We start from the raw sequence: 26,783 nt of genomic DNA on the forward strand, positions 1-26,783 counted from the left end.
GCCGGATGCTCGACGCCGAGGAAGCCGTCGAACTGCGCGCCCTGCAGGCGCGCGCGTACGGGCGCGAGGGCAGGTTGACCACCGCTGAGATGGAACGTCTCGAGGAACTCGGTTCCCGTCGTGACGGGGACCCGCGTGTCGAGCATCCCTCCGGTCCGGAGCCGGTCACGCCCGGCGGCGAGGTCGCCTCATCGGAGATCGACGCACACCCGCACGACCAGGAGAGCGCGGAGAATCCGTCCATCGACCGGCCCCGTCGGTCGGCGATACGACGGGCGATCACGATCGCGGTCGCGATCGTCGTGGTGTTCGGGATCGGCGCGGTCGCCGGCTGGCTGCTCACGCGGCCGGCCGAACACGTCATCGTGATCAGCGAGGCGCAGCAGCAGTGGCAGCAGCGCCTCGTCGACGGCGGCGAGTACGACGCCGGTTCGATCCGAGTCATGGCGGTCGAGGCCGACGTGGTCGTGTGGGCCGCGACGAAGGGGGACGGGGCCTCCACGTGCCTCGTGTTCAGCGATGGCGAGGTGTACCGACCCACGTGCAACGGCGCGGATGCGGTGCGCTCCTCGGGGATGGATGCGGTGCTGACCGTCGACGTCGACGACGAGCTCAAGCGCCAGGTGTCGGCGCAGCTGTTCCTGACTCTCGACGGACGCCCGGCGGTCATCGCGAACAGCTTCATGTACAGCGAGCCGGACGACTTCGGTACTTTCTACGACGCGGAAGAGACGAGGATCGCCGAGAACCTCGTGGCGCTCGGGTTCGAGCGGACGAGTCTCTGGATCACCGGGTACGACCGTGAGACTCCCATCTGGGCCGCCACGCGTACTGCAACCGGTGAGACGTGCGTGATCTACGACGGCTCTGACGAATCTCCGCTGTCGTTGTGCGATCCGATCCCGGCGGAGGAGACGGGCCCGCGGTCCCTGGTCTTCGAACGGCCTGACGAGGAGACCGGGGGCACGACCCGCATCTCGTACGCCTACGGGGCGGGGCCGTCGTATCTCGAGATCACCCGCGATCCCGCGCCGGGAAGCGTGGGATGAGCACCGACGAGGAACTGCGCCGTCTGCAGCGCAAAGCGTACGGACGTGCGGGGGGACTCACGTCGGAAGACGCTCGCCGCCTGCGCGACCTGGAGCAGGCGCACGCTGCGATCGTCCGTGAGGTCTCGCTTCCGATCCCTGACGCGAGGGAGACGATCCCAGGTATGACGTCGCCCGCCCCGGCCCCGGCGTCCGATGAGCGGGCCGAGAGCGAACCGGCTCTCGAGGAGTTCGGACCCGGACCGGAAGACGCCGATGCTGCGGCGAAGGATTCCGCGGACGCACGAGAACCGGAGGCGGCTCCGGGGACGCGCGCGGTGCTGCGTCGGCACTGGCGGTTCGTGACGGTGTCCGCAGTGCTGCTGCTCGCACTGGGGATCGGTATCGGCTGGGCCGTCTTCGCGCCGCCGTCCGATGCGATCGCGCTGACCGCGGAGCAGCAGGAGCGGCGTGCTCTTCTCGAAGACGAATCCGACTTCGACCCCGGCACGCTGCGTGCGGTCGGGCAGGACGACGACTCCGGTGCGATCGTCTGGCTGGGCACCAAGGGAGAAGGGGATCTGACCTGCGCCGTCGTCGATGTCGATGTCGCGACGCAATCCCAGTGCCAGCGCACGTCCGATTTCCAGAACGTCGGAATCAACGTCGCGGTCATGCGCCCCGGCGAGACCGTCGACGAGGTGACCGCCGTCTTCACGACGATCAATGCGTACATCGTGGTCGCCACCGACGGGGATCCGATCGCATCGATCCAGCAGTGGGACTCGTCGTCATCGATCCTCGCCCAGTTCGTCGGCGACGAGCGCACGCGGGCCGAGGAACTCGTCGCGCAGGGCTTCGAGATGAACCTGAGCGTCGTCGGCTACTTCCGAGACGAGCCGGTCTGGATGGCGAATCGATACGGCGAGACGGTCGAGCCCGAGGCCTGCCTGATCGTCGATGCCGCACAGCTCGATGCGGTCTGCCTGCCTTCCACGACGGCGATCGACGCCGGCCTGTCCACCTTCGTGTCGGACGACGGATCGGGCTCCGGGCCCGGCTCGTCGCTCACTCTCGCCTTCACCGCGAGCCAGACGCCCTACCTGACGATCACCGAAGCCCGAGCCGGCTGACCTACTCGGCGGCGGACACCCGGTCGGCGAGGATCGCGCGGCGCTGGTCTCCGACCCGCACCAGGATCAACGTGGCCGAGGCACCACCGCGCAGCGTGAGCTTCTTGCGGAACTGCGCCGGGTCGATATCGACTCCGCGCTTCTTGATCTCCAGCGTGCCGATGTCGTTCGCCTTGAGCACGGCATTGATCGACTTCGGGTTCGCGGCCATCGTCTCGCGCACCCGGAAGGACTGCACGAAGGGGCTGGTGAGCGCGGCATCCGAGGTCAGGTAGGCGATCTTCTCGTCGAGCATGCCGGCGTCGAGGCTGCGGGCGACGTCGCCGATCAGACGAGCCCGGATGACCGCTCCGTCGGGTTCGTGCAGGAAGGCGCCGAGCGGGCGCACCTCGGCGTCGACGGCGTCCGCGCCGGCGGTGAGTTCGTGCGAGCGCTCGCCGCGGATCACGAGCGCGGCGCGGCGCACGCCGGCCCGGGCCAGAGCCCCGGTCCAGAGCACGAGCTCGACCACGCTGCCATCGGCGCTGACCCACTGGGCCTCGGCATCGGCCGGCAGCGCATCGCGATCGTGCGCGGGGCCGAGCTTGATCCCGGTCGGCACGCGGGACGCGAGCGCGAATGCCCAGTCCAGCGAGGGGGAGTAGTCGTCGGGCGAAACGCGACGGGTCTCGCTGTGCCCGGCCGTGCGCCGGGCGGGGTCCATCCACACCGCGTCGCGCCCGTCGAGGTCGGCGCTCTCGGCGGCGCCGTGCTGCACAGTCGCGCTCTCACCGAACGGGGCGAGGTTGTACGCCGCGATCGCCGCGGTCACCGGGTCGGCGTCGACCGCGAGCACATCGAGACCGGCTCCGGCGAAGGCGAGGGCATCGCCGCCAATCCCGGAGCCGAGGTCGGCGATGCGGGTCAGCCCGGCGCTGCGCATGCGCTGGGCGTGGCGGGCGGCGACGCCGAGGCGCGTGGCCTGCTCGAGGCCCGCGCGGGTGAACAGCATCCGCTCGGCGAACGGTCCGAACTTCGCTCCCGCCTTCGCACGCAGGTGCGCCTGGCCGACCACGGCCGAGACGAGTTCGGGGGAGTGTCCGTCGGCCCGCAACCGCGACACCGCGCGCGCGACCTCGTCCGTCGACTCGATGCTGCCGAGCGCATCCAGCAACTCCAGCCCGACGGGGGTCAGCAGCGCTTGCAGCTCAGACATCTCCACTCGCACAGCCTACGCGGGCGGCGCGGCTGGCACTCGCGTTGCATGAGTGCCAGCGAAGCGCCTACACTGGCGTTAGCACTCTCGGGTTGAGAGTGCGAACAAGTCTTTCGTGTCAGCGTCAAGAAAGAAGAGGTAGACCGTGTCGGTTTCCATCAAGCCGCTCGAGGACCGCATCGTCATCAAGCAGGTCGAGGCCGAGCAGACCACCGCGAGTGGCCTGGTCATCCCCGACACCGCCAAGGAGAAGCCCCAGGAGGGCGAGGTCGTGGCGGTCGGCCCCGGTCGCATCGACGACAACGGCAACCGCGTTCCGCTCGACGTCGCCGTCGGCGACCGCGTGCTCTACAGCAAGTACGGCGGCACCGAGGTCAAGTTCGGTGCGGACGAGTTCCTCGTCCTGTCGGCTCGCGACGTCCTGGCGGTCGTCGTCCGCTGATTCAGCGTTCCCGAGAAGGGGCCCGGATGCTTCGGCATCCGGGCCCCTTCTTCGTCAGCGCGCGGCGGAGTCGTCGCGCCCGCGCCGTCGGAGCGACGACGGTCGGGGAAGTCGCAGCGCATGCGCCACGGAGGTGAGGCGCGATCCGATCTTCCACGACGTGCTCGTCTCGATCTCGTGCAGCCGTGCGCCTGCCCCCCACCCCGGGAAGAAAGCACAGCATCCGCCATGCGGCATCCGATTCCTGCCGAAATCATCCGGCAGGCCACGGAACCGCCAGCGGATGCGCACCGCGGGCATAGTGTTGTGCGGTGAGTTCCGTCCCCCGCGCTTCGTCGAGCCAGACCTCCGGAGTCGCCTACGCGGGCGGTGCCTATCTGCTGTGGGGCGTGCTGCCCCTGTACTTCCTGCTTCTCGTGCCCACGGGGCCCTGGGAGGTCGTCGCCTGGCGGGTGCTGCTGTCGTTCGTCTTCTGCCTCCTGCTCCTCACCGTCATGCGGGGCTGGACGGCGTTCCTGGCGATCATCCGGCGGCCGAAGCTCCTCGGCTGGACGGCGCTCGCGGGCCTGCTCATCTACGTCAACTGGCAGGTGTTCCTCATCGGCACCCTGACGGGAAACGTGGTCGAGACGAGCCTCGGGTACTTCATCAACCCGATCACGACGGTGCTCCTGGGCGTGTTCGTGCTGCGCGAGCGGATCCGCCGGCTCCAATGGGCGGCGATCGCGATCGCCTCGGTCGCCGTGGTCGTGATCATCGTGGCCCACGGCGAGTTCCCGTGGATCGCCCTCTCGCTGACGGCCTCCTTCGGTCTGTACGGACTCATCAAGAAGCAAATCGGACCGGCGGTGGATGCCGTCAGCGGTCTGACCCTCGAGTCCTTCTGGTTGATCCCGATCGCCGTCGTGCAGCTCATCCTGGTGGCTCAGACCCCAGCGGGCCTCACGATGGGCGTGAACGGCGGATGGCACGCAGTGCTCTTGGCCTGCGCCGGGATCGCGACGGCCGTGCCCCTGCTTCTGTTCGCCGCCGGTGCGCGCCGGATCGATCTCACCGTCATCGGGATGATCCAGTTCATCACCCCGGTGATGCAGTTCGTCATCGGCGTCGTCTTCCTCCACGAGCCCATGCCGGCCGAGCGCTGGGCCGGTTTCGTGATCGTCTGGATCGCGATCGTCGTGTTCGTGATCGACCTGCTGCTCGCCGCGCGACGAGGGCGAAGGACCGCTCCCACGCCCATCGTCTGAAACCGGTATTCCACCGCGTAGCGGATCGTTAACGCACCGAAACACTTGCGACCCCTACGGAGCGCTTCTGCACCCTAGGGTTAGAGCACTCGACTGTGGTCACGTCCACTCTCAGTTACGCAAGGGAGCATTATGAAGGCACTGAAGGGTTCGCGCACCGCGAAGATCTTCGCAGGCATTGCGCTTGTCAGCGCGTCTGCCCTCGTCATCGCGGGTTGCAGCAGCACCCCGTCCGATGACTCGTCCGACGGCGGCGCGCCCGCCACCGATCTCACCCTCAAGCTCGGCTCGCTGCTGCCGAAGACGGGGTCGCTGGCATTCCTGGGACCGCCCATGGAGTCCGGTGTCGGACTCGCGGTCGAGGAGGTCAACGCGGCGGAGGCCGGCATCACCATCGACCTCACCGCCGAGGACGAGGGCGACACCGACACCAAGGCGTACGAGACGTCGATCGAGAAGCTGCGCAACGCTGACGTCAGTGCGATCGTCGGTGCGGCCGCCTCCGGTGTCTCTAAGCTGGTGCTCGACGGAAACGTGAGCGCGGGGATCCTCCAGATCTCGGCGTCGAACACGTCCCCCGACTTCACCGCCTGGGAGGACGACGGACTCTACTTCCGCACCGCCCCCAGCGACCTGCTGCAGGGCGAGGTGCTCGGCAACCTGATCGCCGAGGACGGCGCCAAGACGCTCGGCATCATCTACCAGAACGACGCCTACGGCACCGGCCTGAACGACGCGCTCACCACGACGTTCGAGGGCACCGGCGGCGAGGTCGTCGAGTCGGTCTCGTTCAACGTCGGCGACGCGCAGTTCGATGCGCAGGTCGAGTCGATCAAGGCGCAGAACCCGGATGCCGTCGCGATCGTGTCGTTCGAGCAGTTCAAGACCATCGCGCCGCTGCTGGTGAACGCCGGCATCTCGGCCGACAAGTTCTACATGGTCGACGGCAACCTGTCCGACTACGGCGACGAGATCTCGGTCTCGCTCGAGGGCGCGCAGGGCACGAAGGCGGGCCCCGCACTCGAGGACGACTTCACCGATCGCCTGCAGGCGTCGTGGACGGCTGCCGGCAACCCCGAGGTGAAGGACTTCACCTACGCGGCCGAGGCCTACGACGCCGTGATCCTGGTGGCGCTCGCGTCGCTCGCGGCCGGTTCGACCGAGGGCGCCGACATCGCGGCCAAGATGCAGGAGGTCTCGGGCGGTTCGGGCGACGGTGAGAAGTGCACCAGCTTCGCCGAGTGCGCAAAGATCATCAACGACGGCGGCACGGCCGACTACGACGGCTACTCCGGCGACGTGACGTTCGACGAGAACGGCGACCCGCAGGGCGCCACGATCGGCATCTACAAGTACGTCGCGGGCAACACCATCGAGCGCACCAACTGATCGAATCGATGAGTTGATCGATCGATCACTCGGAAGGCCCCGGATGCTCGCATCCGGGGCCTTCCTCGTACGGGCAGGTAGCCATGACTGCACCGCCGTGCGGCATGCGAAAGGGGCGGGATGCCGAAGCATCCCGCCCCTCGTCGAAGCGCTCAGGCGACGTCGTCGGCGAGCGTCCCGAGGTACAGTCCGATGACCTTGGGGTCGCTCAACAGCTCGCGCCCGGTGCCCTCGTACGCATCCTTGCCCTGGTCGAGCACATAACCGCGGTCGCAGATCTGCAGGCAACGGCGGGCGTTCTGCTCGACCATGATCGTCGTCACACCCGCCTTGTTGATGTCCGAGACGCGGATGAACGCGTCGTCCTGACGCACGGGCGAGAGACCGGCCGAGGGCTCGTCGAGCAGCAGCACCGACGGGTCCATCATGAGCGCCCGCGACATCGCGACCATCTGCCGCTCACCGCCCGAGAGCGACCCGGCGCGCTGCTTGAGACGCTTACCCAGCTCGGCGAAGATGCCGGTGACGAACTCGAGGCGCTCCGCGTAGATCTTGGGGTTCTGGTAGAGCCCCATCTGCAGGTTCTCCTCGATCGACAGCGAGGGGAAGACGTTGTTCGTCTGCGGCACGAAGGCCACCCCGCGCTTGACGAGCTTGTCGGCCTTGAGGCCCACGATGCTCTCGCCGTTCAGCGTGATCTCTCCACCGCGCACGTTGACGAGGCCGAACATCGCCTTGAGCAGCGTCGATTTGCCGGCGCCGTTCGGGCCGATGATGCCGATCAGCTCGCCCTGACGCGCGACGAGATTCGCGCCGTTGAGGATGTTCACACCGGGAAGGTAGCCCGCGTGGACGTCCGTGAGTTCGACGACCACCTTGTCTTCGCTCATGCGTTATCCTTCGTGTCGGAGTCGACGGGATCCGTCGCCTCGAGCTCTGCCTCTGCCTCGGCCTCGATCTGTTCGCGGAGGCGCGCAGCCTCGGCGTCGGCGACGACCGGAATGCGACCGGTGACGGCACCGAGGTCGACGTCCTGGTGGGCGCCGAGGTACGCGTCGATGACCGCGGGGTCGTCCATCACCTGGTCGGGCGGACCTTCGGCGACGACGCGGCCCTCGGCCATGACGACGACCCAGTCGGCGATGTGGCGCACCATGTGCATGTCGTGCTCGACGAAGAGCACGGTCATGCCCTGATCCTTGAGGTCGAGGATGTGGTCGAGCAGCGACTGGGTGAGGGCCGGGTTCACGCCGGCCATCGGCTCGTCGAGCATCACCAGCGTCGGGTCGCTCATGAGCGCCCGGGCCATCTCGAGGAGCTTGCGCTGACCGCCCGAGAGCGCGGCGGCGAAGTCCTTCTCCTTGGCGTCGAGCTTGAAGCGCGCGAGCAGCTCACGCGCCTTGCCCTCGATCTCGGTGTCCTGCGCGCGCCAGAGGAAGGGGAACAGGCTCGACCAGAAGCCCTCTCCGCGCTGCCCGGTGGCCCCGAGCTTCATGTTCTCGAGGACCGTGAGCAGCGACAGCGACTTCGTGAGCTGGAACGTGCGCACCTGACCCATGCGGGCCACCTTGAACGACGGGATGCCCGACAGGTTCTTGCCGTCGAACGACCAGGTGCCGCTGTTGGGCCTGTCGAAGCCGCAGAGCAGGTTGAAGAGGGTGGTCTTGCCGGCGCCGTTCGGTCCGATGAGCGCCGTGATGGCGCCGCGGGGGATCTCGAGGTGCTCGACGTCGACGGCGGTCATGCCGCCGAATCGCCGCTGCACCGCGTCGACGACGAGGATCGGGTCGACCTTGGCGACGCCGGGCTTGACCTCGCCCTTCGTCAGACCGGTGGTCTTCGGACGCTTGATGCTTCCCGTCGCCGGCGCGGCGGCCGGCTCGGGGGTCAGTTCACTTGACAAAGGTCATCTCCCTCTTGTCTCCGAGGATGCCCTGCGGGCGGAAGATCACGAGCAGCATGAGTGCGACGCCGACGACGATGTAGACGACGGTCGCCGCCTGCTTGTCGGTCATCGGCAGCAGGCCGGCATTCGCCAGCTGCGGCAGGAGGCTCGCGAGGAACGCGTTGACCACCCAGAACAGGACCGCTCCGAGCGTCGGGCCGAACACGGTGGCCGCGCCGCCGAGCAGGAGGATCGTCCAGAGGAAGAACGTCAGCGACGTCGAGTAGCTGCCGGGGACGACCGCCGACGGGAGGACGAAGACGATTCCGCCTGCCGCGCCGAGCACACCGCCGACGACCAGCGCCTGCATCTTGTAGGCGAAGACGTTCTTGCCGAGCGAACGCACGGCGTCCTCGTCCTCGCGGATGCCCTTGAGCACGCGCCCCCAGGGGCTGCGCATCAGCGCCCAGACGAGGAGCACGGCGAGGGCGAGCACGATGAGCCCGAACACGCGGTTCCACAGGTCGTTGGCCGTGTACGTCCACGGGCCGAACCCGTAGGTTCCCGGGGGGAACGGGTTCGCATCGCGGAAGCCGCCGTTGTACTGCGCGAGGCCGTCGGCGGAGTTCGTGAACTCGTCGAAGACCTGCGTGGTGAAGAGCAGGCGCACGATCTCGCCGGCCGCGATCGTGGCGATGGCCAGGTAGTCGGCGCGCAGACGCAGGGTCGGGATGCCGAGGAGCACGGCGAAGAGCGCGCCACCGAGCAGGCCGATCAGCATGCCCACGAACCACGGCAGCCCGAACGAGAGCACGGAGATCGCGTAGCCGTAGCCGCCGATGGCCATGAAGGCCGCCATGCCGAAGTTGAGCAGTCCGGCGTAGCCGAAGTGCACGGCGAGACCCGTGGCGGCCAGCGCGTATGCCAGCGTGATGGGGCTGAACAGGTAGGCGGCCGTGTTGGTGAAGATGGATCCGAAGTCCATGATGATCAGCCCAACCTTTCCTTGCGGCCGAGCAGGCCCTGCGGTCTGACGAGAAGGATCACGATGAGGATGACCAGCGCGCTCGCGTACTTCAGGTCGGAGGGGATCCAGAGGGTCGACACTTCGACGGCCATACCCACGATGAGCGAGCCGACGAGCGCGCCGAAGGCGGTGCCGAGACCGCCGAGCGTGATCGCGGCGAAGATGAGCAGCAGCATCTGCATGCCCATGTTCCAGGTCACTCCGGGGCGGAAGTAGCCCCAGAGCACGCCCGAGATCGCGGCGAGCGTTCCGGCGAGGATCCAGACGTACCGGACGACCCGGTCGACATCGATGCCGGATGCGGCGGCGAGCTGCGGGTTGTCTGAGATCGCCCGCGTGGCCTTACCGACCCGAGTGCGAGTGAGGAAGAACGCCACCCCGATGATCACGACGATGCTGACGCCCATCGCGATCATGTCGATGTACGACAAGGAGATGGGTCCGAGCCGGATGGGCTCGGGGCTCGCGCCCGGGAGCTGGTAGGTGCCGCCACCGATCATGTACTGGAAGAGGTAGCGGAGAGCGAGGGAGAGGCCGATGCTGACGATCATCAGCTGCACGATTCCCAGCCCGCGACGGCGTAGCGGCCGCCAGATGCCGGCATCCATCGCCCAGCCCAGCAGCGCGCCGCCGATCACGGCGGCCGCGATGCCGATCCAGGGCGGAAGCATCCACATCGAGGTCGTCACGACGGCGACGAGACCACCCCAGGTGACCATCTCGGCGTGTGCGAAGTTCGACAGTCGCGTCGTGCCGTAGATGAGCGCCGCGCCCATCGACGCGAGCGCGAGGAGCAGGCCGAAGTTCAGGCCGCCCACGAGGCGCGAGGCCAGCTGGTCGATGAAGCTGACGGTGATGCGCTCGCCCTCGCCGAGGAAGAGGTTGAGGATCTTGGTTCCGGTGAGACCGAACTCCACCTCGAACGACGCCGTCGTGCCGGAGATCGGCTGCGTGCCCTCGGGGAGGAGCGACGCGTCGACGATCACACCGTCGGGGAGCGTCTCCTCGTTCACCGTGATCGTGTAGGTCTCCTTCTCGGGCACGTACAGGCGCCACTTGCCCTCGGCATCCGTCTCGGTCTCACCCTCGAAGCCGCTGCCGGAGACCGAGAGCTCGACGCCCTCGACCGGCTCGTCGTCGAAGGTGATGACCCCGCCGAAGTAGAAGTCGGTGACCTCTTGACCGTCGTCTGTCGTCTCTGCCGAGGCGGCGAGCGGCGGCTGCATGAGGATCGCGCCGAGTGCGAGCAGCACTCCGATGAACGCGACCAGCCACGGCTTCTTCCGGTGGACGGCGATTGTTGTGGATCCCACGCAACCTCCAGGGTGAGTGCACCTTCGCACAGACTTCGACCGTCTCGGGTTGGACGACGCACTTGACTGTAGTGGGCGATCTGCGTTTCGCCTACACCTTTAATCTGATCGAAATGAGAGCGGTACCAATACACCGGTGGGCCGATCGGGGTCGTCACGGTGCCCGGCTCCGGGAATGTTCTCGGCCGCTCTCCGCTTAGAATCTTCATACGGTTTCCCGGCCGGATCCGGCCGGCCCCACGAACTCGGCGTCGCGCGACACGCGCAGGAGGAGCATCCATGGAACAGCACGATCCCTTCGGTTTCGTCGGACTGACGTACGACGACGTCCTGCTGCTTCCCGGGCACACGGATGTCATCCCCAGCGAGGCCGACACCTCCTCGCGAGTGACACGTCGCATCTCGGTCGCCACTCCTCTTCTCTCCAGCGCGATGGACACCGTCACCGAGGCGCGCATGGCGATCGCGATGGCGCGCGAGGGCGGCATCGGCATCCTGCACCGCAACCTGTCGATCGCCGATCAGGCGTCGCAGGTCGACCGCGTCAAGCGCAGCGAGTCGGGCATGATCACCGACCCGATCACCACGACCCCCGACGCGACCGTCGAAGAGGTCGACGCGCTGTGCGCCCAGTACCGCATCTCGGGCCTGCCCGTCGTCGACGGCGACGGCCGTCTGGTCGGCATCATCACGAACCGCGACATGCGCTTCGTCTCGGGCTTCGAGCGCCAGTCGACCCTCGTGAAGGACGTCATGACGTCGGAGGGGCTCGTCACCGCATCCGTCGGCGTGGCCGCCGGCGAGGTCATCGCCCTCTTCGCGAAGCACCGCGTCGAGAAGCTCCCCCTGATCGACGCCGACGGCAAGCTCGCCGGACTCATCACGATCAAGGACTTCGACAAGAGTGAGAAGTACCCCCTCGCCACCAAGGACGACCAGGGTCGTCTGCGTGTCGGTGCGGCGATCGGCTTCTTCGGCGACGCGTGGGAGCGCGCCGAGGCGCTGCGCGACGCCGGTGTCGACGTTCTCGTCGTCGACACCGCCAACGGCCAGTCGCAGGGTGTCATCGATCTCGTCAAGCGCCTCAAGGCCGACGAGTCCTTCGCGCACATCGACATCATCGGCGGCAACGTCGCGACCCGCGAGGGTGCACAGGCGCTCGTCGACGCGGGAGTCGACGCGGTGAAGGTCGGCGTCGGCCCCGGCTCCATCTGCACCACCCGCGTCGTCGCCGGCGTCGGTGTGCCGCAGGTGACCGCCGTGTACGAAGCCTCCCTCGCGGCCCGCCCCGCGGGCGTGCCGGTGATCGCCGACGGCGGGCTGCAGTACTCGGGCGACATCGCCAAGGCGCTCGTCGCCGGTGCGGATGCCGTGATGCTCGGATCGCTCCTCGCCGGCACGGACGAGTCTCCGGGCGAGATCGTCTTCCAGTCCGGGAAGCAGTTCAAGCAGTACCGCGGGATGGGTTCCCTCGGTGCCATGCAGACGCGTGGCAAGCAGACCTCCTACTCCAAGGACCGCTACTTCCAGGCCGATGTCCCCAGCGACGACAAGCTCATCCCCGAGGGCATCGAGGGGCAGGTCCCGTACCGCGGACCGCTCGGCGCCGTCGCGTACCAGCTCGTCGGCGGACTCCGTCAGTCGATGTTCTACGTCGGCGCCCGCACGATCGAAGAGCTCAAGACTCGCGGAAAGTTCGTGCGCATCACCTCGGCAGGGCTCAAGGAGTCGCACCCGCACGACGTGCAGATCGTCGTGGAGGCGCCCAACTACAAGAAGTGATCCGCTCGCGCGGATGAGGGGAGGGACGGATGCCGCGGCATCCGTCCCTCGTTCTCTGCGTGGCGTCGCGCGCCGTCAGGCGAAGGGCGTGTGCCACAATCGTGAGGAACCTGCTCGCCCTTTCCCGCGTGCTTCCGGTGGCGAACGCATCGGTGGTATACCGCCCCCAACGGTCGGGAATCTCCCCAAGGAGAGCCGAATTGTCCGTAGATGCCATCCGCGTCCTCGTCGTCGATGACGACCAGGACGTCTCCCTGCTCGTGAAGACGGTGCTCGAGCGACGGGCCGGGTGCGTGGTCGACCTCGCCCCCGACGGTCTCGTCGCGGTCGAGAAGGTCGCCGAGATCCGCCCCGACGTCGTCATCACGGACATCGAGATGCCCGGATTGAACGGACTCGAACTCCTGGCGGAGTTGCGTCGCAAGGTGCCGGCGGTGCCCGTCGTCGTCATGACCGCCCACGTCTCGGTGGAGTACGCGGTCTCGGCACTCCGCGCCCAGGCCGACGAGTTCCTGACCAAGCCGCTCGACAACGCGCGTCTCGTCGAAGTCGTGCGCAACCTCGCCGAGGAAGGCCGCCGCCGTCGCGAGGAAGGGCGCCGCAAGGAGATCGTGCTCGCGGTCGGAGCCCATCCCGACGACGTCGAGATCGGCGTCGGGGGAGTGCTCGCCGCGCACGCCGCCGCGGGCGACGAGATCACCATCCTCACCCTGTCGCGAGGCGCGCGCGGAGGCGATGCCAACAGTCGTCAGAACGAATCGCTGGCCGCCGCCGAGCTGATCGGCGCCCGCCTGTTCCTCAAGGATCTGGTCGACACGGAGATCTCCGGTGGCGGGTCGACCGTGCGTCTGATCGAAGAGGTCGTCGAGCAGATCCAGCCCACGATCGTCTACACGCACTCCGCGCACGACCGTCATCAGGACCACCGCGCCGTGAACGAGGCGACCACGGTCGCCACCCGCCGCGTCGGCACGGTCGCCTGCTACCAGAGCCCCTCGTCGACGATCGACTTCCGGCCCACGCGTTTCGTGCGCATCGACGGCTTCGTCGACCAGAAGCTGCGCCTGCTCGACTGCTTCGGATCGCAGACCGCGAGCCGCGCCTACCTCGAGCCGGAGTTCGTGCGGGCGACCGCTCGGTACTGGTCGCGCTTCGGTGGCGGCGTGGCGGTGGAGCCGCTCGAGATCGTCCGCGAGACGGCGGCCTTCGTCGGCGCTCATGAGCTCACCCGACAGGAGGGCTGACGTGGCCCGCGTCCTCGTGACCGGAGCCGGAGGACCCGCCGGCGTCGCCGTCATCCGCTCGCTGCTGCGCCGCCCGGAGCTGACGGTCTTCGCAGCCGACATGGACGGCTGGGCGGCAGGTCTCTACCTCGTGCCCGCCGAGCAGCGGCGTCTGGTGCCGCCGGGCAAGGCCGACGACTTCGTGCCGGCTCTGGCGCAGTTGGTGGTCGACGACCGCCTCGACCTCGTGATCTCGACCGTCGACGTCGAACTCATCACGCTCGCCCGCCGACGCGAGGAACTCGCCCCCGCCGTTCTCGCCGCGCCCTCGGCCGACACCCTCGACACCGCGCTCGACAAGCTGCTGCTCGCCGAGCGGTGCGCCCCCACCGGACGCGCACCGCGCACCGTGCTGGCCGGTCCCGACGCGCTCGCGATCGAGTGGGAGTTCCCCGTCTTCGCCAAGCCCCGTCAGGGTGCGGGGAGCCGCGGCATCCGTCTGGTGCCCGATCGGGCGGCGCTCGACGCGCTCCCGCTCGACGAGGGACTGATCGTGCAGGACTTCCTGCCCGGTGAGGAGTACTCGGTCGACGTCATCGCCGATGCCGCGGGGAGGGTCGTCGCCGCGGTGCCGCGCACCCGCGCGCGCGTCGACTCCGGCGTTGCGATCGCCGGGCGCACCGTGCACGATCCCGAGCTCGAGGAGACCGCCGCCGAGATCGCCCGGGCGATCGGGCTGGTGGGTGTCGCCAACGTGCAGCTGCGCCGCGACCGCACCGGAGCCGCCGTGCTGCTCGAGGTCAACCCGCGATTCCCCGGCGCGCTGCCGCTCACGATCGCGGCGGGCGTCGACATCCCCTCGCTCGTGGTCGACCTGTTCCTGGGGGCCGAACTGCCCGAGCGGCTTCCGTTCCGGGAGCTCGCCTCGGTGCGCTTCCTCGAGGACATCGTGGTCGAGATCGATGACGTGCTCGTCTCGGAGCACGCCGGTCACCAGGAGGAAGCGTGAGCATCGGCATCCTCCGCGGCGATCACCACGTCCACTCCACCTTCTCCGACGACGCCGTCTCGACTCCCGAGGAGAACGTCGCGGCCGCCGTCGTCGCGGGCCTCGAGACCCTCCGCATCGTCGACCACGTGCGCCGCGACACCACCTGGGTGCCCGAGTACGTCTCCGCGATCGCGGCCCTGCGCGTGCCCGAGGGGCTGACCGTGCTCACGGGGGTCGAGGCCAAGATCCTCGACACCGCGGGCACTCTCGACATCCCCGAACTGCCGGCGGGGATCGATCGCATCCTGATCGCCGACCACCAGTTCCCCGGGGCCGACGGGCCCCTCGGCCCGACCGCCGTGCGCGAACGCATCGCCGACGGGTGGGCGACGACGGACGTGCTCGACGACTTCGTCGCCGGAGTCATCGCCGCGATGGAACGCCACCCGGGCAACCAGCTCGCCCACTGCTTCTCGCTGCTGCCGAAGATCGGTCTCGCCGAGAGCGACGTGGGCGAGGAGCGCCTCGCGGCGTGGGCGCAGGCCGCCGCCCGAACGGGCACGCTCGTCGAGGTCAACGAGAAGTGGGGATGCCCCGAGCCCGCGTCGCTGGCCGCGCTCCGCGCCGCGGGTGCGGAGCTGGTGGCCTCCACCGACAGCCATGATGCCCGTGACGTGGGCCGGTACGTCCGCGTGCGCGACCTGCTCGGAGCGGAGGCGCTGCCGTGATCGACCAGCTCGAATGGTGGCAGACGGCGATCGTCATCGTGCTCATCCTCTGCATCCTCGTCGGCACACTGCCCGTCATCAACACGGGGCTGCAGTTCCTCTCGCTGCCGATGCACGCGTTCCGCAACCACTACGGGAAGGCGGCCCCGCATCACCCGAACGTCGCGGTGATCATCCCCGCGTGGAACGAGGGGCTCGTGATCGGGCCCGCGATCGAACGGCTGCTGCAGCTGCAGTACCCGGAGGAGCGGCTGCGGATCTTCGTCGTGGACGACGCGTCCACCGACGACACCCCCGACATCGTGCGGGCCAAGGCGGCGCAGCACCCGGGACGCGTGGAGCACCTGCGGCGCGAGGTCGGCGGCCAGGGCAAGGCCCACACGCTGAACCACGGACTCGACATCGCCCTCGCCGACCCGTGGACCGAAGCCGTGCTGATCATGGACGCCGATGTCATCTTCGCCCGCGACGCACTGCGCAAGCTCACCCGGCACCTCGCCGACGACAAGGTCGGCGCGGTGACCGCGTACATCGCCGAGGGCAGCCGCGATCGCAACTACCTCACCCGGTTCATCGGGGTCGAGTACATCATCGGCCAGCTCTCCGCCCGACGCACCCAGAACGTGCTCGGGGCGATCGCGTGCCTCGCCGGCGGGGCGCAGCTCCATTCGCGGGCGAACCTCGAGGCGATCGGCGGACGGATCCCCACCGGCACCCTCGCCGAGGACACCATGACCACCTTCGAGGGCCAGTTGAAGGGGCGGCGGGCGGTGTTCGAGCCGTACGCGGTCGTGCTGGCCGAGGAGCCGCGCACGATCGACGCGCTCTGGAAACAGCGTCTGCGGTGGGCGCGCGGCAACGTGCAGTTGACGTCGATCTACAAGCACCTGTGGTTCCGACCGAGCCCCGATCACCAGCTGGGCAGCTTCTCGTTCGGGCTCGCATGGTTCACGATCCTGCTGCTGCCGGCCTTCATGCTGGTCGCGGCGACCGCGCTCGTGATCCTGCTGATCTTCAACAGCGACATCGCGGAGTTCGTCTTCCGGTTCATGTGGATCGCGGCCGCGTGCATCTATCTGTTCTCGATGCTCTATTCCGTGCAACTCGACGGGCGCATCGGTCGGCACTCCTGGCGCGAGGCCATCATGTTCCCGGGCCTCGGCGCGCTCATCCTCATGGCCATCGCGCTGTTCCCCTGGGCGTTCGAAGACGCCGTGCTCGCCCTCGGCGGGTCGCTGAACGACGACACTCTCTTCGTCTGGGCCCTCGTCTTCTACCTCTGGGGCCCGATCTCGATGCTGGGCGTCTGGCTCGCTCGTGCCGTCGAGAAGCTGCCGGGCGGGCGGTTCTTCGCCGGCCTCCTGCTCTACATCTGCGGATACGGCTCGTTGCTGTGCGCCATCACCGTGGATTCCTACATCAAGGAGTGGCGTCGCGCCGACGCCTCTTGGATCAAGACCGAGAAGGTCGGACGGGTCGACTCATGACCGAGATGCCCACACCCCAGGCCGAGGCCGAGGAGATCGAGCAGGACGCACGCTCCGAGAAGCGGCTGGTCTGGCAGGCTCTCGCCGCCATCGCCGTCGTCGTCGTGGTGGTCGTCGTCCGCGAGATGTTCCTCCGATGAGCGCACGCCCGTTGGCCCTCGTGGTCGAGGACGACCTCGACCAGATGTCGCTGCTGCGTCGTCATCTCGACCGCGAGGGCTTCGACGTGTTCTCCGCCGGTGACGCCGAGTCGGCGATCTCGGCCTTCCCGCACATCGACCCCTCGCTCGCGGTGCTCGATCTGCTACTCCCGGGTATCTCCGGCACCGAATGCGCGCGCCTGGTGCGAGAGACGTTCCCGCGGTGCTTCCTCGTGATCAGCTCCGTGCTCGACGTGACGTCGTACCCGACGGCGGATGCCGCGCTCCCGAAGCCCGTGCGCGGGGCAGCCCTGCGCCGGGCCGTCGCGGGAGTCGACCGATGAATCGTTACGAGTCCTTGGGCACGGCAGCCGCCCCCGCTCCCGTGCAGCGCGGGTGGCAGCGGTACTTCGACGACCCCACACCGCTCATGAAGCAGGGCCCCACGGCCATCGCCGTCGGCGTCGCAGGGCTGCTCGTGATCGCGGTGCCCGGTATCCAGGCCACGAATCCGGCGGCGGCGATCGTCGGTATCGCTCTGGTGGGGCTCGTCACCGCACTCGCCGCGGTCCTCGCGGCACGGGGCGTTCACGACGGCTGGATCGTGCTCCTCATCCCCGCGGTGGACATCCTGGCCATCGGAGTGCTGCGTGTCGGCACAGGGGGAACCGCGTCGCTGTTCTCGTCGTTCGTCCTGCTCCCGGTGATCTGGCTCGCCGCCTCACCGGGGTTGCGTCCAGTCTTCCTGATCGGGGTCCTGACGTCGATCGCTTTCCTGATGCCGATCGCGCTCGACTCGGCAGCCGGCGAGCTCGCCTGGCTCCGCGGTGTGATCAGCCCCCTAGTCTTCGCGGTGGCCGGGGCGATCGTCAACGAGCTCTCACGTCTCCAGCGTCTGCGCACCGCTCAAGCGGAGGCGCTCGTCGTCGAGCGCACGGCGGCGCTCTCGGCCAACCTCTCGATGGTCCAGCAGCTCCAGGCCAGCGAGAAGCAGTACCAGTTCCTCCTGGAGTCGTTCAGCAGCCTGTGGAGCTCGATCACCGCCCAGGCGGTCATCGCCACCGACCGCAAGGGCGTCGTGATCGCCTGGAATCCCGGAGCGGAGCGCCTCATCGGTCTGTCCGTGGACGAGGCGCTCGATGATGTGACCGTCAATCGCTTCTTCGATCCCTCGGCACTCGGCCTGTTCGCCGATCCCGCGACTCCCCGCTCGCTCGACGACCCGACCGGGATGCGCGCCCTGCTCGACGAGGTCGACGAGGGCCGCACGGTCGAAGCCGATGTCGACATGACCACCGCCGGCGGATCCAGCGTGCCCGTGCGTCTCACGCTGTCGCTGTACCAGGGGACGGATGGCGCACAGCGCGGCTATCTGCTCGTCATCACGGACGAGACCAAGGCCGTCGAGGTCGCACGCCTCAAAGACGAGTTCGTCGGCATGATCTCGCATGAACTGCGCACGCCGTTGAGCGCGATCATCGGGTTCCTCGACCTGCTGCAGAACGATCCGGAACAACCGTTGACCGCTGACCAGCAGGACTTCGTGGCTGTGATCGAGCGGAACGCGAAACGCCTTCTGAACCTCGTCGGCGACCTGCTCTTCACCGCGCAGGCGGAGTCCGGTCGATTCCCGCTCGAGAAGGCGGAAACCGACCTCTCCGCTCTCGTGCGATCCGCCGTCGAGTCGTCCGGGCCGAACGCTCAGAAGAACGGCGTGGAGCTCCTCTCCGACATCCCGGCGGAACCCATCCGTCTCCTCGTCGACGCCGGCCGAATCGGTCAGGCGATCGACAATCTCCTGTCGAACGCGATCAAGTTCACGCCGAGCGGCGGACGAGTCACCGCACGCCTGGAGATGCGCGAGGGCGAAGCGCGCATCTGCATCGAGGACACCGGTTTCGGGATCCCGGAGGAAGAGCAGGGGATGCTGTTCACTCGCTTCTTCCGCGCCTCGACGGCGACCCGGAACGCGGTGCCCGGGGTGGGGCTCGGGCTGACGATCACTCGCGCCATCGTTCAGGCGCACGGCGGGACCATGAGCATGAGCAGCGAGGTGGGGAAGGGAACCGAGTTCTGGTTCACTCTTCCGGTCGAGCTGCGCACGGAAGCGCTGCGTCTCGAGGGCCTGCGCAACGTCTGACATCCCGGTGAGGGGTCACGACTCGCCGCGTGCGGACGCCGTCCTGCGGCGTGTTCCGACCTCTCAGCTCACCTGGGGGAGCCGGAACGGCTCGGCGGCGCGCGCCGACTCGTCGAGCGCGAGATCCGCGAGCGTCGCCCCGATCCCGGTCGCGAACTTGAACCCGTGACCCGAGAAGCCCGCTCCGACGACGATCCGGCCGCGTCGGTCGAGGACGAACACGCCGTCGTCGGTCGAGGTGTACGTGCAGCTGATCGGCACCGCGCTCGCCGCGTCGAGTCCCGGCATCCACTCGCGCACGTAGCCGGCGAGAGTGTCGAGATGCGTGGGGACGTGCGGGCGGGCGTCGGGGTCGACCTCGTCGCCCACGCGGTGGAAGCCGACCTTCACGCCCTCCCCGGGAGTGGGCATGCCGTAGACGGTCGCCGGGTACTCCGCCGGATCGACGTAGTGGTTGAACGACGGCCAGACGGCGTCGTCGACCGGCGCGAAGTGCGCGGGCGTCTCCTCGGTGACCGTGAGGCGGGGGAGCCCGAGCTCTCCGACCAGGTTCCGGCTCCAGGCGCCGACCGTGACCACCACGGTCTCGGCGCGCAGGTGCGAGCCGTCGGCGAGAGCGATGTCGATGCCCTCCCCGCGGTCGTCGATCGCGGCGACCGGCGTGCTCCATCGCACGTCGCCGCCCGCGGCGAGGATGCGGCGCTCGAACTCGATCAGGGCAGCGGACGCCCGCACGACGCCGGCGTCGGGCGACCACAGCGCATCGCCGTCGAAGCGCATGCCGGCCCAGCGGCGGGTCGCCTCGTCTGCGGAGAGCACCTCGGCCGGGATGCCGCGCGCGGCCAGGCGCTCGTGGATCCGCCGCAGGTCGACATCACCGTGCGTGACGAGGCCGTGCAGCCGCAACAGGGGAGCCCCGCCGACGTCGCCGAGCGAGTCCCACCCCTCCCGCGCACGCACGAGGAGGTCGAGATAGTGATCCTCGTCGTAGGCGTTGTTGAAGTTGCGCGTGGCTCCGTGCGAGGCCCCCTCGCGATGGCCGCGGGCGAACCGCTCCAGCACGACGGGACGCTTCCCGCGTCGTGCGAGCTCCCAGGCGGTGGCGAGTCCCATGACCCCGCCGCCCACGACGACGACCGCTGCGGCATCCGCTCCCATGCATCCTCCCGATGTCGCTCCCAGTCTCCCAGCCATCGACCGCCTCCGCGCCCGGGTAGTCTGGAGTGGTGACCATGGAGATCGAGCTCGGCCGAGGAAAGCGCGCGCGTCGCGCGTACACGTTCGATGACATCGCGGTGGTGCCCTCGCGGCGCACGCGCAACCCGGAGGACGTGTCGACCGCCTGGACGATCGACGCCTTCGGCTTCGGCATCCCCGTGCTGGGGGCGCCGATGGATTCCGTCGTGAGCCCGCAGACGGCGATCATGCTCGGGCAGCTCGGCGGCCTCGGCGTGCTCGACCTCGAGGGCCTGTGGACCCGGTACGAGAACCCCGAGCCGCTGCTCGCCGAGATCGCCGGCCTCAGCGACTCCCAGGCGACCGTGCGCATGCAGCAGCTGTACTCGGAGCCGATCAAGCCCGCGCTCATCACGCAGCGTCTCGCCGAGATCCGCGAGGCGGGCGTCACCGTCGCCGGTTCGCTCACGCCGCAGCGCACCCAGGAGTTCTACGACACGGTCGCCGCGGCCGGGGTCGACCTGTTCGTGATCCGTGGCACCACGGTGTCGGCGGAACACGTCTCGAGCGACGTCGAGCCCCTCAACCTCAAGAAGTTCATCTACGACCTCGACGTGCCCGTGATCGTCGGCGGCGCAGCCACCTACACGGCCGCGCTGCACCTCATGCGCACGGGCGCGGCCGGTGTGCTGGTCGGCTTCGGCGGGGGAGCGGCGTCGACCACGCGCGCGACCCTCGGCATCCACGCGCCGATGGCGACCGCCGTCTCCGACGTCGCGGCGGCGCGTCGCGACTACCTCGACGAGTCGGGCGGACGCTACGTGCACGTCATCGCCGACGGCGGCGTGGGCACCTCCGGCGACATCGTGAAGGCACTGGCGATGGGGGCGGATGCCGTCATGCTCGGCGTCGCGCTGGCCCGCGCCACCGATGCGCCCGGTCACGGCTACCACTGGGGCCCCGAGGCCCACCACCCGAAGCTGCCGCGCGGTCGTCGCGTGCAGGTCGGAGGGATCGGCACGCTCGAGGAGATCCTGTACGGCCCCGCTCCCGTGGCCGACGGCACCGCGAACCTCATCGGCGCGCTGCGCAAGTCCATGGCGACCACCGGATACTCCGACCTCAAGGAGTTCCAGCGGGTCGAGGTCGTCCTCGCCCCGTACGAAGCCTGATCCTCCGTATCGCCGCCGTGTCGTCCGCCCCGCTGTTCCCGCCGACCCTCCGTGAGGTGATGCTGCGCGGGCGATGGATCGGCATGCTGCTGTTCTGCCTGCTGGTGGCCGGCGTGTTCGCCTGGCTCGGCCAGTGGCAGCTCGAGCGTGCGATCGAGACCGACCCGCCCGAGCCGGGCGCGACGGAACAGGTGCAACAGCTCGATGAGGTCGTGGAACCGGGGCAGTACCTTCCCGAGCCGCTCGTCGGTCAGCGGGTCGAGACCTCGGGCACCTGGGTGCCCGGCGACTTCCTCGTCGTCTCGCAGCGCTACAACGACGGCGTCGAGGGCTACTGGGTGACCGGTCAGCTGCGCGTCGCCGAGCGCACCTCGATCGCCGTCGCGATCGGATGGGCACCCGACCGCGAGAGCGCGGACGCGGCGATCGACGAACTGAACGCCGATGACGGCGGCACCGTCGAGATCGCCGGCCGCATCATCTCCGACGAGGGACCGGTCCCGCCGCCGCACGACGAGCCCGACCGGATGAACCGAATGTCGACGGCCGCGCTGCTCAGCTTCTGGCACGACACCGACCAGCTCGACGTGTATCGGCCGTATCTCGCCGCGATCGAGGCATCCGCCGGGCTCGTCGACATCGATTCGCCGGCGCCGAACGAGATGTCGCCGGTCAACTGGCTCAACGTGTTCTACGCCGTCGAGTGGGCGATCTTCGCGGGCTTCGCCTTCTACCTCTGGTACCGCCTGGCGAAGGACGCGTGGGAGCGCGAGGTCGAGGAATTCGAGGACGCCGCCGCGGCGTCCGCCTGACACGCGCACCCCGGGAATGCGGCCGTGCGCGGCCGGTGAGCAGTCGGTGACCAAACGGCGAACACCATTGAGGATGTCGGACCCTCTCCGTAGGGTCGAAGACATGCGCGCGTCCGGACACACGCTCCGGGCGCTCGCACGACAGGCCCCACAAGGGCCCGACGTCACCGAAATCCACAATGTCGAGGAGACCGTTCGCATGTCAGCCCCCCACGACGACGCCCGCACGGGAGTCGATTCGTCAGAATTCCGGAAGCGGGGGCGCACCGGCGCTCTCGCTCTGACCACCGCCGTCGCGCTGACCTTCGGGTCGCTCGCCGCGGCCCCCGCTTTCGCCGAGGAGCCCGTCGATGCCCCCGCATCGTCGAGCACCGAGACCGGGGCTCCGGCGACCCCCGCGCCGGACGACACCGCATCCCCCGCACCGGAGGTGGCCCCGTCGACGCCGCCGGCCGCCGAGGACGAGGCGGACGACGCGGCAGCGGCGCCCGCGCCCGAAGAAGCACCGGCGGCCCCCGCAGAGGATGCCGCGGTCGCGAGCACACCGGCCACCCACACGATCGCCGAGGTCCAGGGCACCGGCGACGTCTCTCCCGTGAACGGTCAGACCGTCACCGTCGAGGGCATCGTCACCGCCGACTATCGGACCGGCGGCTACAAGGGCATCGTGATCCAGACGCAGGGCTCCGGCGGCGCCGAGGACGCGACGCCCGGCGCCTCCGACGGCGTGTTCGTCTTCTTGAACGCCCTCGCTCCGACTCTCGAGATCGGCGACCTCGTCTCGGTCACCGGGCGGGTGAGCGAGTACTTCGGCCAGACCCAGATCTCGCCCACGGCTCTCGCGGGTGTCGAGGTCGTCACGGCCGATGCCGGTCTGCCCGAGGTCACCCCTCTCCCCGACACCGTCGTGGGCGCCGACCGCGAGCAGTACGAGAACATGCTCGTCGCCCCGGCCGGTACCTACCGTCTCGCGTCGAGCCACCAGCTCTACAACTTCGGCACGCTGTGGTTGAACGCCGGGGAGGACCTCAACGTCAAGAGCACCGAGACGACGCGTCCGGGTGATGATGCCGCCGCGATCGCGGCCGCCAACCGGGCGAACCGCATCCTGCTCGACGACGCGTGGTCTCTGCAGGTCAACAACAACAACCACCCGGGTCAGCAGCCGTACTTCACGACCGACCAGGTCGTGCGCACGGGTGACGTCGTCGACTTCAGTGACGCCGGCTACATCCTGCAGTGGGGCTTCGACGACTGGCGGCTGCAGCCGACCGTGCCGATCGACGACTCCTCTCCCGCCGAGCTCAAGGTCGGCTTCGAACCGACCAACCCGCGCCCCGAGACCGCTCCGGACGTGGGCGGCGACGTGCAGGTCGGGTCGTTCAACGTCTTCAACTACTTCACGACGTTGAAGAGCGAGAACCCCGACGCGCGCGGCGCGGCGAATGCGGAGCAGTTCGCGATCCAGAAGTCCAAGATCATCGCGGCGATCAACGGACTCGACGCCGACATCGTCTCGCTCATGGAGATCGAGAACTCGGTCAAGCTCGGCAAGCCGATCGACACGGCGCTCGCCGACCTCGTCGACGGGCTCAACGACGCGGCGGGCGGCGAGGTGTGGGCGTTCGTGCCGACGCCCGAGGCCCTGAACGACGCGGCGACGACCGACTACATCACCAACGCGATCATCTACAAGAAGGATGCCGTCTCACCGGTCGGCGACAGTGCGACCGTGACCGACGAGTCGGTGTGGGGCAATGCCCGTGAGCCGATCGCGCAGGCGTTCGACATCGACGGACGGGTCGTGACGGTCGTTGCGAACCACCTCAAGTCGAAGTCCCCGCCCACCGGCGCGGGGGCCGAGCCGGCCGACGGTCAGGGTTTCTTCAACGCCGACCGCGTGGCGCAGGCCGAGGCGATCCTCGACTTCGCCGGCGACCTCGAGCAGTCGACCGGGAGCAGCGACCTGCTGCTGATCGGCGACTTCAACGCCTACGGCAAGGAAGACCCGATCCACGTGTTCACGTCGGCGGGCTGGAGCGATCTCGTCGCCGACAAGACCGACGGACAGTACACGTACTCGTTCGACGGCGAGCTGGGTTCGCTCGACCACGTGATCGCATCGCCGTCGCTGGCCTCCTCGATCACCGGAGCCGGCGTCTGGGGCATCAACTCGCCCGAGTGGAGCGACCGCGGCTACGCGTTCGGTGCCACCGAGGCGGGTACGCCCTACCGGTCGAGCGACCACGACCCGATCATCGTCGGCGTCTCCGCGGAGATCCCGCCGGTGAGCATCGACGTCGTCACGGTGAACGACTTCCACGGACGCATCGAGGCCGACGGCGCCGCCGCCGGTGCCGCTGTGCTCGCAGGAGCCGTGCAGCAGTTCCGTTCCGAGAACCCGAACACGATCTTCGCGGGAGCGGGAGACCTGATCGGTGCATCGACGTTCACCTCGTTCATCAACGACGACAACCCCACGATCGACGCGCTCAACGCGGCCGGTCTGGATGTGAGCTCGGCGGGCAACCACGAGTTCGACCAGGGCTGGGAGGACCTGCGCGATCGCGTGCAGGACCGCGCGGACTGGGAGTACATCGCGTCGAACGTGTTCGTGACCGAGACCGGCGAGCCCGCTCTGGCCCCCGCCTGGGTCAAGGAGCTCGACGGCGTCAAGGTCGGCTTCATCGGAGCCGTCACCGAGGATCTCGACTCGCTGGTCTCCCCGGAGGGGATCGCCGACCTCGAGGTGCGCAGCATCGCCGACTCCGTGAACGCGGTGGCCGACGATCTGCGCGACGGCGACGAATCCAACGGCGAGGCCGACGTCATCATCCTGCTCGTGCACGAGGGCGCCGAGAGCACCGATGTCGCGGCGGTCACGCCCGACTCGCCGCTCGGTGAGATCGTCTACGGCGTGGACGCCGATGTCGATGCGATCGTCTCGGCTCACACCCACCTCGCCTACAACCACGTCATCGACGGCCGTCCGGTCGTCTCGGCAGGGCAGTACGGCGAGAACCTGGGCCTGATGAACATCCAGGTCGACCCGACCACGAAGGACCTGATCTCGATCACCAACGAGATCAAGCCGCTCACCGCCAACGGACAGCCGCTCTACCCGGCAGTGCCCGAGGTCGCCGAGATCGTCGCGAAGGCGAAGGCCGAGGCCGACGTGCTCGGTGCGGTCGAGGTCGGGCAGATCACGGCGGACTTCAACCGGGCGCGTCAGGCGAACGGTTCGGAGAACCGCGGTGGCGAGTCGACGATCGGCAACTTCGTCGCCGATGTGCAGAAGTGGTCGACGGATGCTGACATCGCCCTGATGAACCCCGGCGGTCTGCGCGCGAACCTCGCGTACGCGTCGAGCGGGGCATCCGATCCCGACGGCAACGTCACCTACCGAGAGGCGGCGAACGTGCAACCGTTCGCCAACACGCTCGTGACGCTCACCCTGACGGGGGAGCAGCTCAAGGGCGTGCTCGAGGAGCAGTGGCAGCCCGCGGGGGCGGCGCGTCCGTTCCTGAAGCTCGGCGTCTCGGAGGGGCTCGTGTACACGTACGATCCCACGGCGGCGCAGGGAGCGCGGATCACCTCGATCACGCTCGACGGAACTCCGATCGACCCGGCGGCCGAGTACACCGTCGCGGCGAACTCGTTCCTCGCGGCGGGCGGCGACAACTTCGTCACCTTCCGAGAGGGCACCGGCAAGCGCGACACCGGCAAGATCGATCTGCAGTCGATGGTCGACTGGTTCGACGCGAACGGCACCGCGACGCCCGATCAGGCGCAGCGCGCCGTCGGCGTCACGGTCAGCCCGGCGGATGCCGACGGGTACAGCGCGGGCGATCAGGTGACCGTCGCGCTGTCGTCGCTCGCGTTCAGCGCGGGAGAGCCGGCGCCGGGCGAGGTGACGCTCTCGCTGGGCGACACCCAGCTCGCCGCGGGCGCGATCGACCCGGCGATCGTCGACACGACCGACGAGGCCGGACGTGCGACGCTCACCTTCACCGTCCCCGCGGGAGTGACGGGTGAGCAGGCGCTCACCGTGTCGGTCCCGGCGACGGGCACGACGGTGCAGGTGCCGTTCACGATCACGGGTGAGGCGGAGTTCGCCGGCACGATCGACCTGGGCTCCTCGAAGGTGACGGCAGGCAAGAAGCTGCAGATCACCGGTGAGGGTTACGCGCCGGGCGAGACGGTGACCGTGCAGCTGCGACCGAAGAAGGGCGCGCCGATCGAGGTCGGCACGATCCAGGTCGCCGGCGACGGCTCGTTCGACGGCTCGGTGACGGTTCCGAAGAACACCAAGGCCGGCGATTACACCGTTGCGGTGTCGCAGTCGGACGGAGACGAGGCCACGGCATCCGTCACCGTCAAGAAGGCGAGCACGATCGGCGGGATCATCGGCGGCATCATCGATTGGATCCTCGATCTGATCGGCGGATGGTGGTGACCCCACCCCGCTGATCG

22 protein-coding genes are annotated in these 26,783 nt (G+C 68.7%); 16 read left to right on the plus strand and 6 right to left on the minus strand.

Annotated features, from left to right (window positions below):
- Positions 1–5: 5 nt before the first annotated feature.
- Both KV396_RS10790 and KV396_RS10795 read left to right on the plus strand, forming a co-directional pair.
- Positions 6–1,049, plus strand: a complete 1,044-nt coding sequence (locus KV396_RS10790; RefSeq protein WP_247955717.1) for a hypothetical protein — start codon at positions 6–8, stop codon at positions 1,047–1,049.
- Positions 1,046–2,161, plus strand: a complete 1,116-nt coding sequence (locus tag KV396_RS10795; RefSeq protein WP_247955718.1) for a hypothetical protein — start codon at positions 1,046–1,048, stop codon at positions 2,159–2,161. The genes KV396_RS10790 and KV396_RS10795 overlap by 4 nt, the downstream gene beginning before the upstream one ends.
- Before the next feature lies 1 nt (position 2,162).
- Here the strand turns inward: KV396_RS10795 and KV396_RS10800 are convergent, their stop codons facing one another.
- Entirely contained in the window at positions 2,163–3,362 is a 1,200-nt protein-coding gene (locus tag KV396_RS10800) for a class I SAM-dependent methyltransferase (protein ID WP_247955719.1), read from the minus strand.
- Positions 3,363–3,501: 139 nt separating this feature from the next.
- Here KV396_RS10800 and groES point away from each other — a divergent pair, with 139 nt between their 5' ends.
- The 3 genes from groES to KV396_RS10815 all read left to right on the plus strand — a co-directional run bounded on the left by groES (position 3,502) and on the right by KV396_RS10815 (position 6,434).
- Positions 3,502–3,798, plus strand: coding sequence for a co-chaperone GroES (gene groES, locus KV396_RS10805; RefSeq protein ID WP_017203655.1), 297 nt, complete (start codon positions 3,502–3,504; stop codon positions 3,796–3,798).
- Positions 3,799–4,109: 311 nt separating this feature from the next.
- Positions 4,110–5,045 carry an EamA family transporter RarD gene (rarD, locus tag KV396_RS10810; RefSeq protein ID WP_247632749.1) on the plus strand — a complete coding sequence of 312 codons (936 nt, stop codon included), beginning with the start codon at positions 4,110–4,112 and terminating at the stop codon, positions 5,043–5,045.
- Positions 5,046–5,177: 132 nt separating this feature from the next.
- Entirely contained in the window at positions 5,178–6,434 is a 1,257-nt protein-coding gene (locus tag KV396_RS10815; protein WP_247955720.1) for an ABC transporter substrate-binding protein, read from the plus strand.
- Positions 6,435–6,586: 152 nt separating this feature from the next.
- On the opposite strand, the gene KV396_RS10820 is transcribed toward KV396_RS10815, so the two are convergent.
- From KV396_RS10820 to KV396_RS10835, 4 genes are read right to left on the minus strand one after another with little or no spacing between them, the layout of a single operon-like run.
- Positions 6,587–7,324, minus strand: coding sequence for an ABC transporter ATP-binding protein (locus tag KV396_RS10820; protein ID WP_247623176.1), 738 nt, complete (start codon positions 7,322–7,324; stop codon positions 6,587–6,589).
- Positions 7,321–8,337 (minus strand): ABC transporter ATP-binding protein, encoded by a 1,017-nt coding sequence (locus tag KV396_RS10825; protein WP_407665513.1) that lies wholly within the window; start codon positions 8,335–8,337, stop codon positions 7,321–7,323. Before KV396_RS10825 ends, KV396_RS10820 begins: the two co-directional genes overlap by 4 nt.
- Positions 8,327–9,304, minus strand: a complete 978-nt coding sequence (locus KV396_RS10830) for a branched-chain amino acid ABC transporter permease (protein WP_247623175.1) — start codon at positions 9,302–9,304, stop codon at positions 8,327–8,329. The genes KV396_RS10825 and KV396_RS10830 overlap by 11 nt, the downstream gene beginning before the upstream one ends.
- A gap of 5 nt (positions 9,305–9,309) precedes the next feature.
- On the minus strand, positions 9,310–10,572 hold the full coding sequence (locus KV396_RS10835; RefSeq protein ID WP_407665598.1) for a branched-chain amino acid ABC transporter permease: 1,263 nt from the start codon (positions 10,570–10,572) through the stop codon (positions 9,310–9,312).
- A gap of 366 nt (positions 10,573–10,938) precedes the next feature.
- Here KV396_RS10835 and guaB point away from each other — a divergent pair, with 366 nt between their 5' ends.
- The 8 genes from guaB (at position 10,939) to KV396_RS10875 (ending at position 19,150) form a co-directional block, all read left to right on the plus strand.
- Entirely contained in the window at positions 10,939–12,441 is a 1,503-nt protein-coding gene (gene guaB / locus KV396_RS10840; protein WP_247623174.1) for an IMP dehydrogenase, read from the plus strand.
- Positions 12,442–12,641: 200 nt separating this feature from the next.
- Positions 12,642–13,685 (plus strand): response regulator, encoded by a 1,044-nt coding sequence (locus KV396_RS10845; protein WP_247623173.1) that lies wholly within the window; start codon positions 12,642–12,644, stop codon positions 13,683–13,685.
- Between the two features lies 1 nt (position 13,686).
- On the plus strand, positions 13,687–14,673 hold the full coding sequence (locus tag KV396_RS10850; protein ID WP_247623172.1) for an ATP-grasp domain-containing protein: 987 nt from the start codon (positions 13,687–13,689) through the stop codon (positions 14,671–14,673).
- A complete protein-coding gene (locus KV396_RS10855) occupies positions 14,670–15,383 on the plus strand; it encodes a PHP domain-containing protein (RefSeq protein ID WP_247955721.1) in 714 nt (237 codons plus the stop codon). The genes KV396_RS10850 and KV396_RS10855 overlap by 4 nt, the downstream gene beginning before the upstream one ends.
- Positions 15,380–16,870 carry a glycosyltransferase family 2 protein gene (locus KV396_RS10860; RefSeq protein WP_247955722.1) on the plus strand — a complete coding sequence of 497 codons (1,491 nt, stop codon included), beginning with the start codon at positions 15,380–15,382 and terminating at the stop codon, positions 16,868–16,870. The genes KV396_RS10855 and KV396_RS10860 overlap by 4 nt, the downstream gene beginning before the upstream one ends.
- Positions 16,867–17,010, plus strand: coding sequence for a hypothetical protein (locus KV396_RS10865; protein WP_247632743.1), 144 nt, complete (start codon positions 16,867–16,869; stop codon positions 17,008–17,010). Before KV396_RS10860 ends, KV396_RS10865 begins: the two co-directional genes overlap by 4 nt.
- Positions 17,007–17,354 carry a response regulator gene (locus tag KV396_RS10870; protein ID WP_247623168.1) on the plus strand — a complete coding sequence of 116 codons (348 nt, stop codon included), beginning with the start codon at positions 17,007–17,009 and terminating at the stop codon, positions 17,352–17,354. Before KV396_RS10865 ends, KV396_RS10870 begins: the two co-directional genes overlap by 4 nt.
- Positions 17,351–19,150, plus strand: coding sequence for a sensor histidine kinase (locus tag KV396_RS10875; protein WP_247632742.1), 1,800 nt, complete (start codon positions 17,351–17,353; stop codon positions 19,148–19,150). Before KV396_RS10870 ends, KV396_RS10875 begins: the two co-directional genes overlap by 4 nt.
- A 63-nt stretch (positions 19,151–19,213) precedes the next feature.
- On the opposite strand, the gene KV396_RS10880 is transcribed toward KV396_RS10875, so the two are convergent.
- Positions 19,214–20,344 (minus strand): FAD-dependent oxidoreductase, encoded by a 1,131-nt coding sequence (locus KV396_RS10880; RefSeq protein WP_247955723.1) that lies wholly within the window; start codon positions 20,342–20,344, stop codon positions 19,214–19,216.
- A gap of 38 nt (positions 20,345–20,382) precedes the next feature.
- On the opposite strand from KV396_RS10880, the gene KV396_RS10885 reads away from it, so the two are divergent.
- The 3 genes from KV396_RS10885 (at position 20,383) to KV396_RS10895 (ending at position 26,766) form a co-directional block, all read left to right on the plus strand.
- Positions 20,383–21,498: a GuaB3 family IMP dehydrogenase-related protein gene (locus tag KV396_RS10885; protein WP_247633994.1), complete on the plus strand. Its 1,116-nt coding sequence runs from the start codon at positions 20,383–20,385 to the stop codon at positions 21,496–21,498.
- A gap of 59 nt (positions 21,499–21,557) precedes the next feature.
- Positions 21,558–22,310 (plus strand): SURF1 family protein, encoded by a 753-nt coding sequence (locus KV396_RS10890; RefSeq protein WP_247624719.1) that lies wholly within the window; start codon positions 21,558–21,560, stop codon positions 22,308–22,310.
- Positions 22,311–22,509: 199 nt separating this feature from the next.
- Positions 22,510–26,766, plus strand: a complete 4,257-nt coding sequence (locus KV396_RS10895) for an ExeM/NucH family extracellular endonuclease (protein WP_247955724.1) — start codon at positions 22,510–22,512, stop codon at positions 26,764–26,766.
- Positions 26,767–26,783: the final 17 nt, after the last annotated feature.

Origin of the sequence: Microbacterium galbinum (genome assembly GCF_023101185.1) — a bacterium.
Taxonomy (GTDB): domain Bacteria; phylum Actinomycetota; class Actinomycetes; order Actinomycetales; family Microbacteriaceae; genus Microbacterium; species Microbacterium galbinum.

What these genes read in the sequence shown, in the direction of transcription:
- KV396_RS10790 (WP_247955717.1), top strand. Translation starts at nt 6, where the DNA reads ATGCTCGACGCCGAGGAAGCCGTCGAACTGCGCGCCCTGCAGGCGCGC.
- KV396_RS10795 (WP_247955718.1), top strand. Translation starts at nt 1,046, where the DNA reads ATGAGCACCGACGAGGAACTGCGCCGTCTGCAGCGCAAAGCGTACGGA.
- KV396_RS10815 (WP_247955720.1), top strand. Translation starts at nt 5,178, where the DNA reads ATGAAGGCACTGAAGGGTTCGCGCACCGCGAAGATCTTCGCAGGCATT.
- KV396_RS10820 (WP_247623176.1), bottom strand. Translation starts at nt 7,324, where the DNA reads ATGAGCGAAGACAAGGTGGTCGTCGAACTCACGGACGTCCACGCGGGC.
- KV396_RS10830 (WP_247623175.1), bottom strand. Translation starts at nt 9,304, where the DNA reads ATGGACTTCGGATCCATCTTCACCAACACGGCCGCCTACCTGTTCAGC.
- KV396_RS10835 (WP_407665598.1), bottom strand. Translation starts at nt 10,572, where the DNA reads ATGCAGCCGCCGCTCGCCGCCTCGGCAGAGACGACAGACGACGGTCAA.
- guaB (WP_247623174.1), top strand. Translation starts at nt 10,939, where the DNA reads ATGGAACAGCACGATCCCTTCGGTTTCGTCGGACTGACGTACGACGAC.
- KV396_RS10865 (WP_247632743.1), top strand. Translation starts at nt 16,867, where the DNA reads ATGACCGAGATGCCCACACCCCAGGCCGAGGCCGAGGAGATCGAGCAG.
- KV396_RS10870 (WP_247623168.1), top strand. Translation starts at nt 17,007, where the DNA reads ATGAGCGCACGCCCGTTGGCCCTCGTGGTCGAGGACGACCTCGACCAG.
- KV396_RS10875 (WP_247632742.1), top strand. Translation starts at nt 17,351, where the DNA reads ATGAATCGTTACGAGTCCTTGGGCACGGCAGCCGCCCCCGCTCCCGTG.
- KV396_RS10880 (WP_247955723.1), bottom strand. Translation starts at nt 20,344, where the DNA reads ATGGCTGGGAGACTGGGAGCGACATCGGGAGGATGCATGGGAGCGGAT.
- KV396_RS10885 (WP_247633994.1), top strand. Translation starts at nt 20,383, where the DNA reads ATGGAGATCGAGCTCGGCCGAGGAAAGCGCGCGCGTCGCGCGTACACG.
- KV396_RS10890 (WP_247624719.1), top strand. Translation starts at nt 21,558, where the DNA reads ATGCTGCGCGGGCGATGGATCGGCATGCTGCTGTTCTGCCTGCTGGTG.
- KV396_RS10895 (WP_247955724.1), top strand. Translation starts at nt 22,510, where the DNA reads ATGTCAGCCCCCCACGACGACGCCCGCACGGGAGTCGATTCGTCAGAA.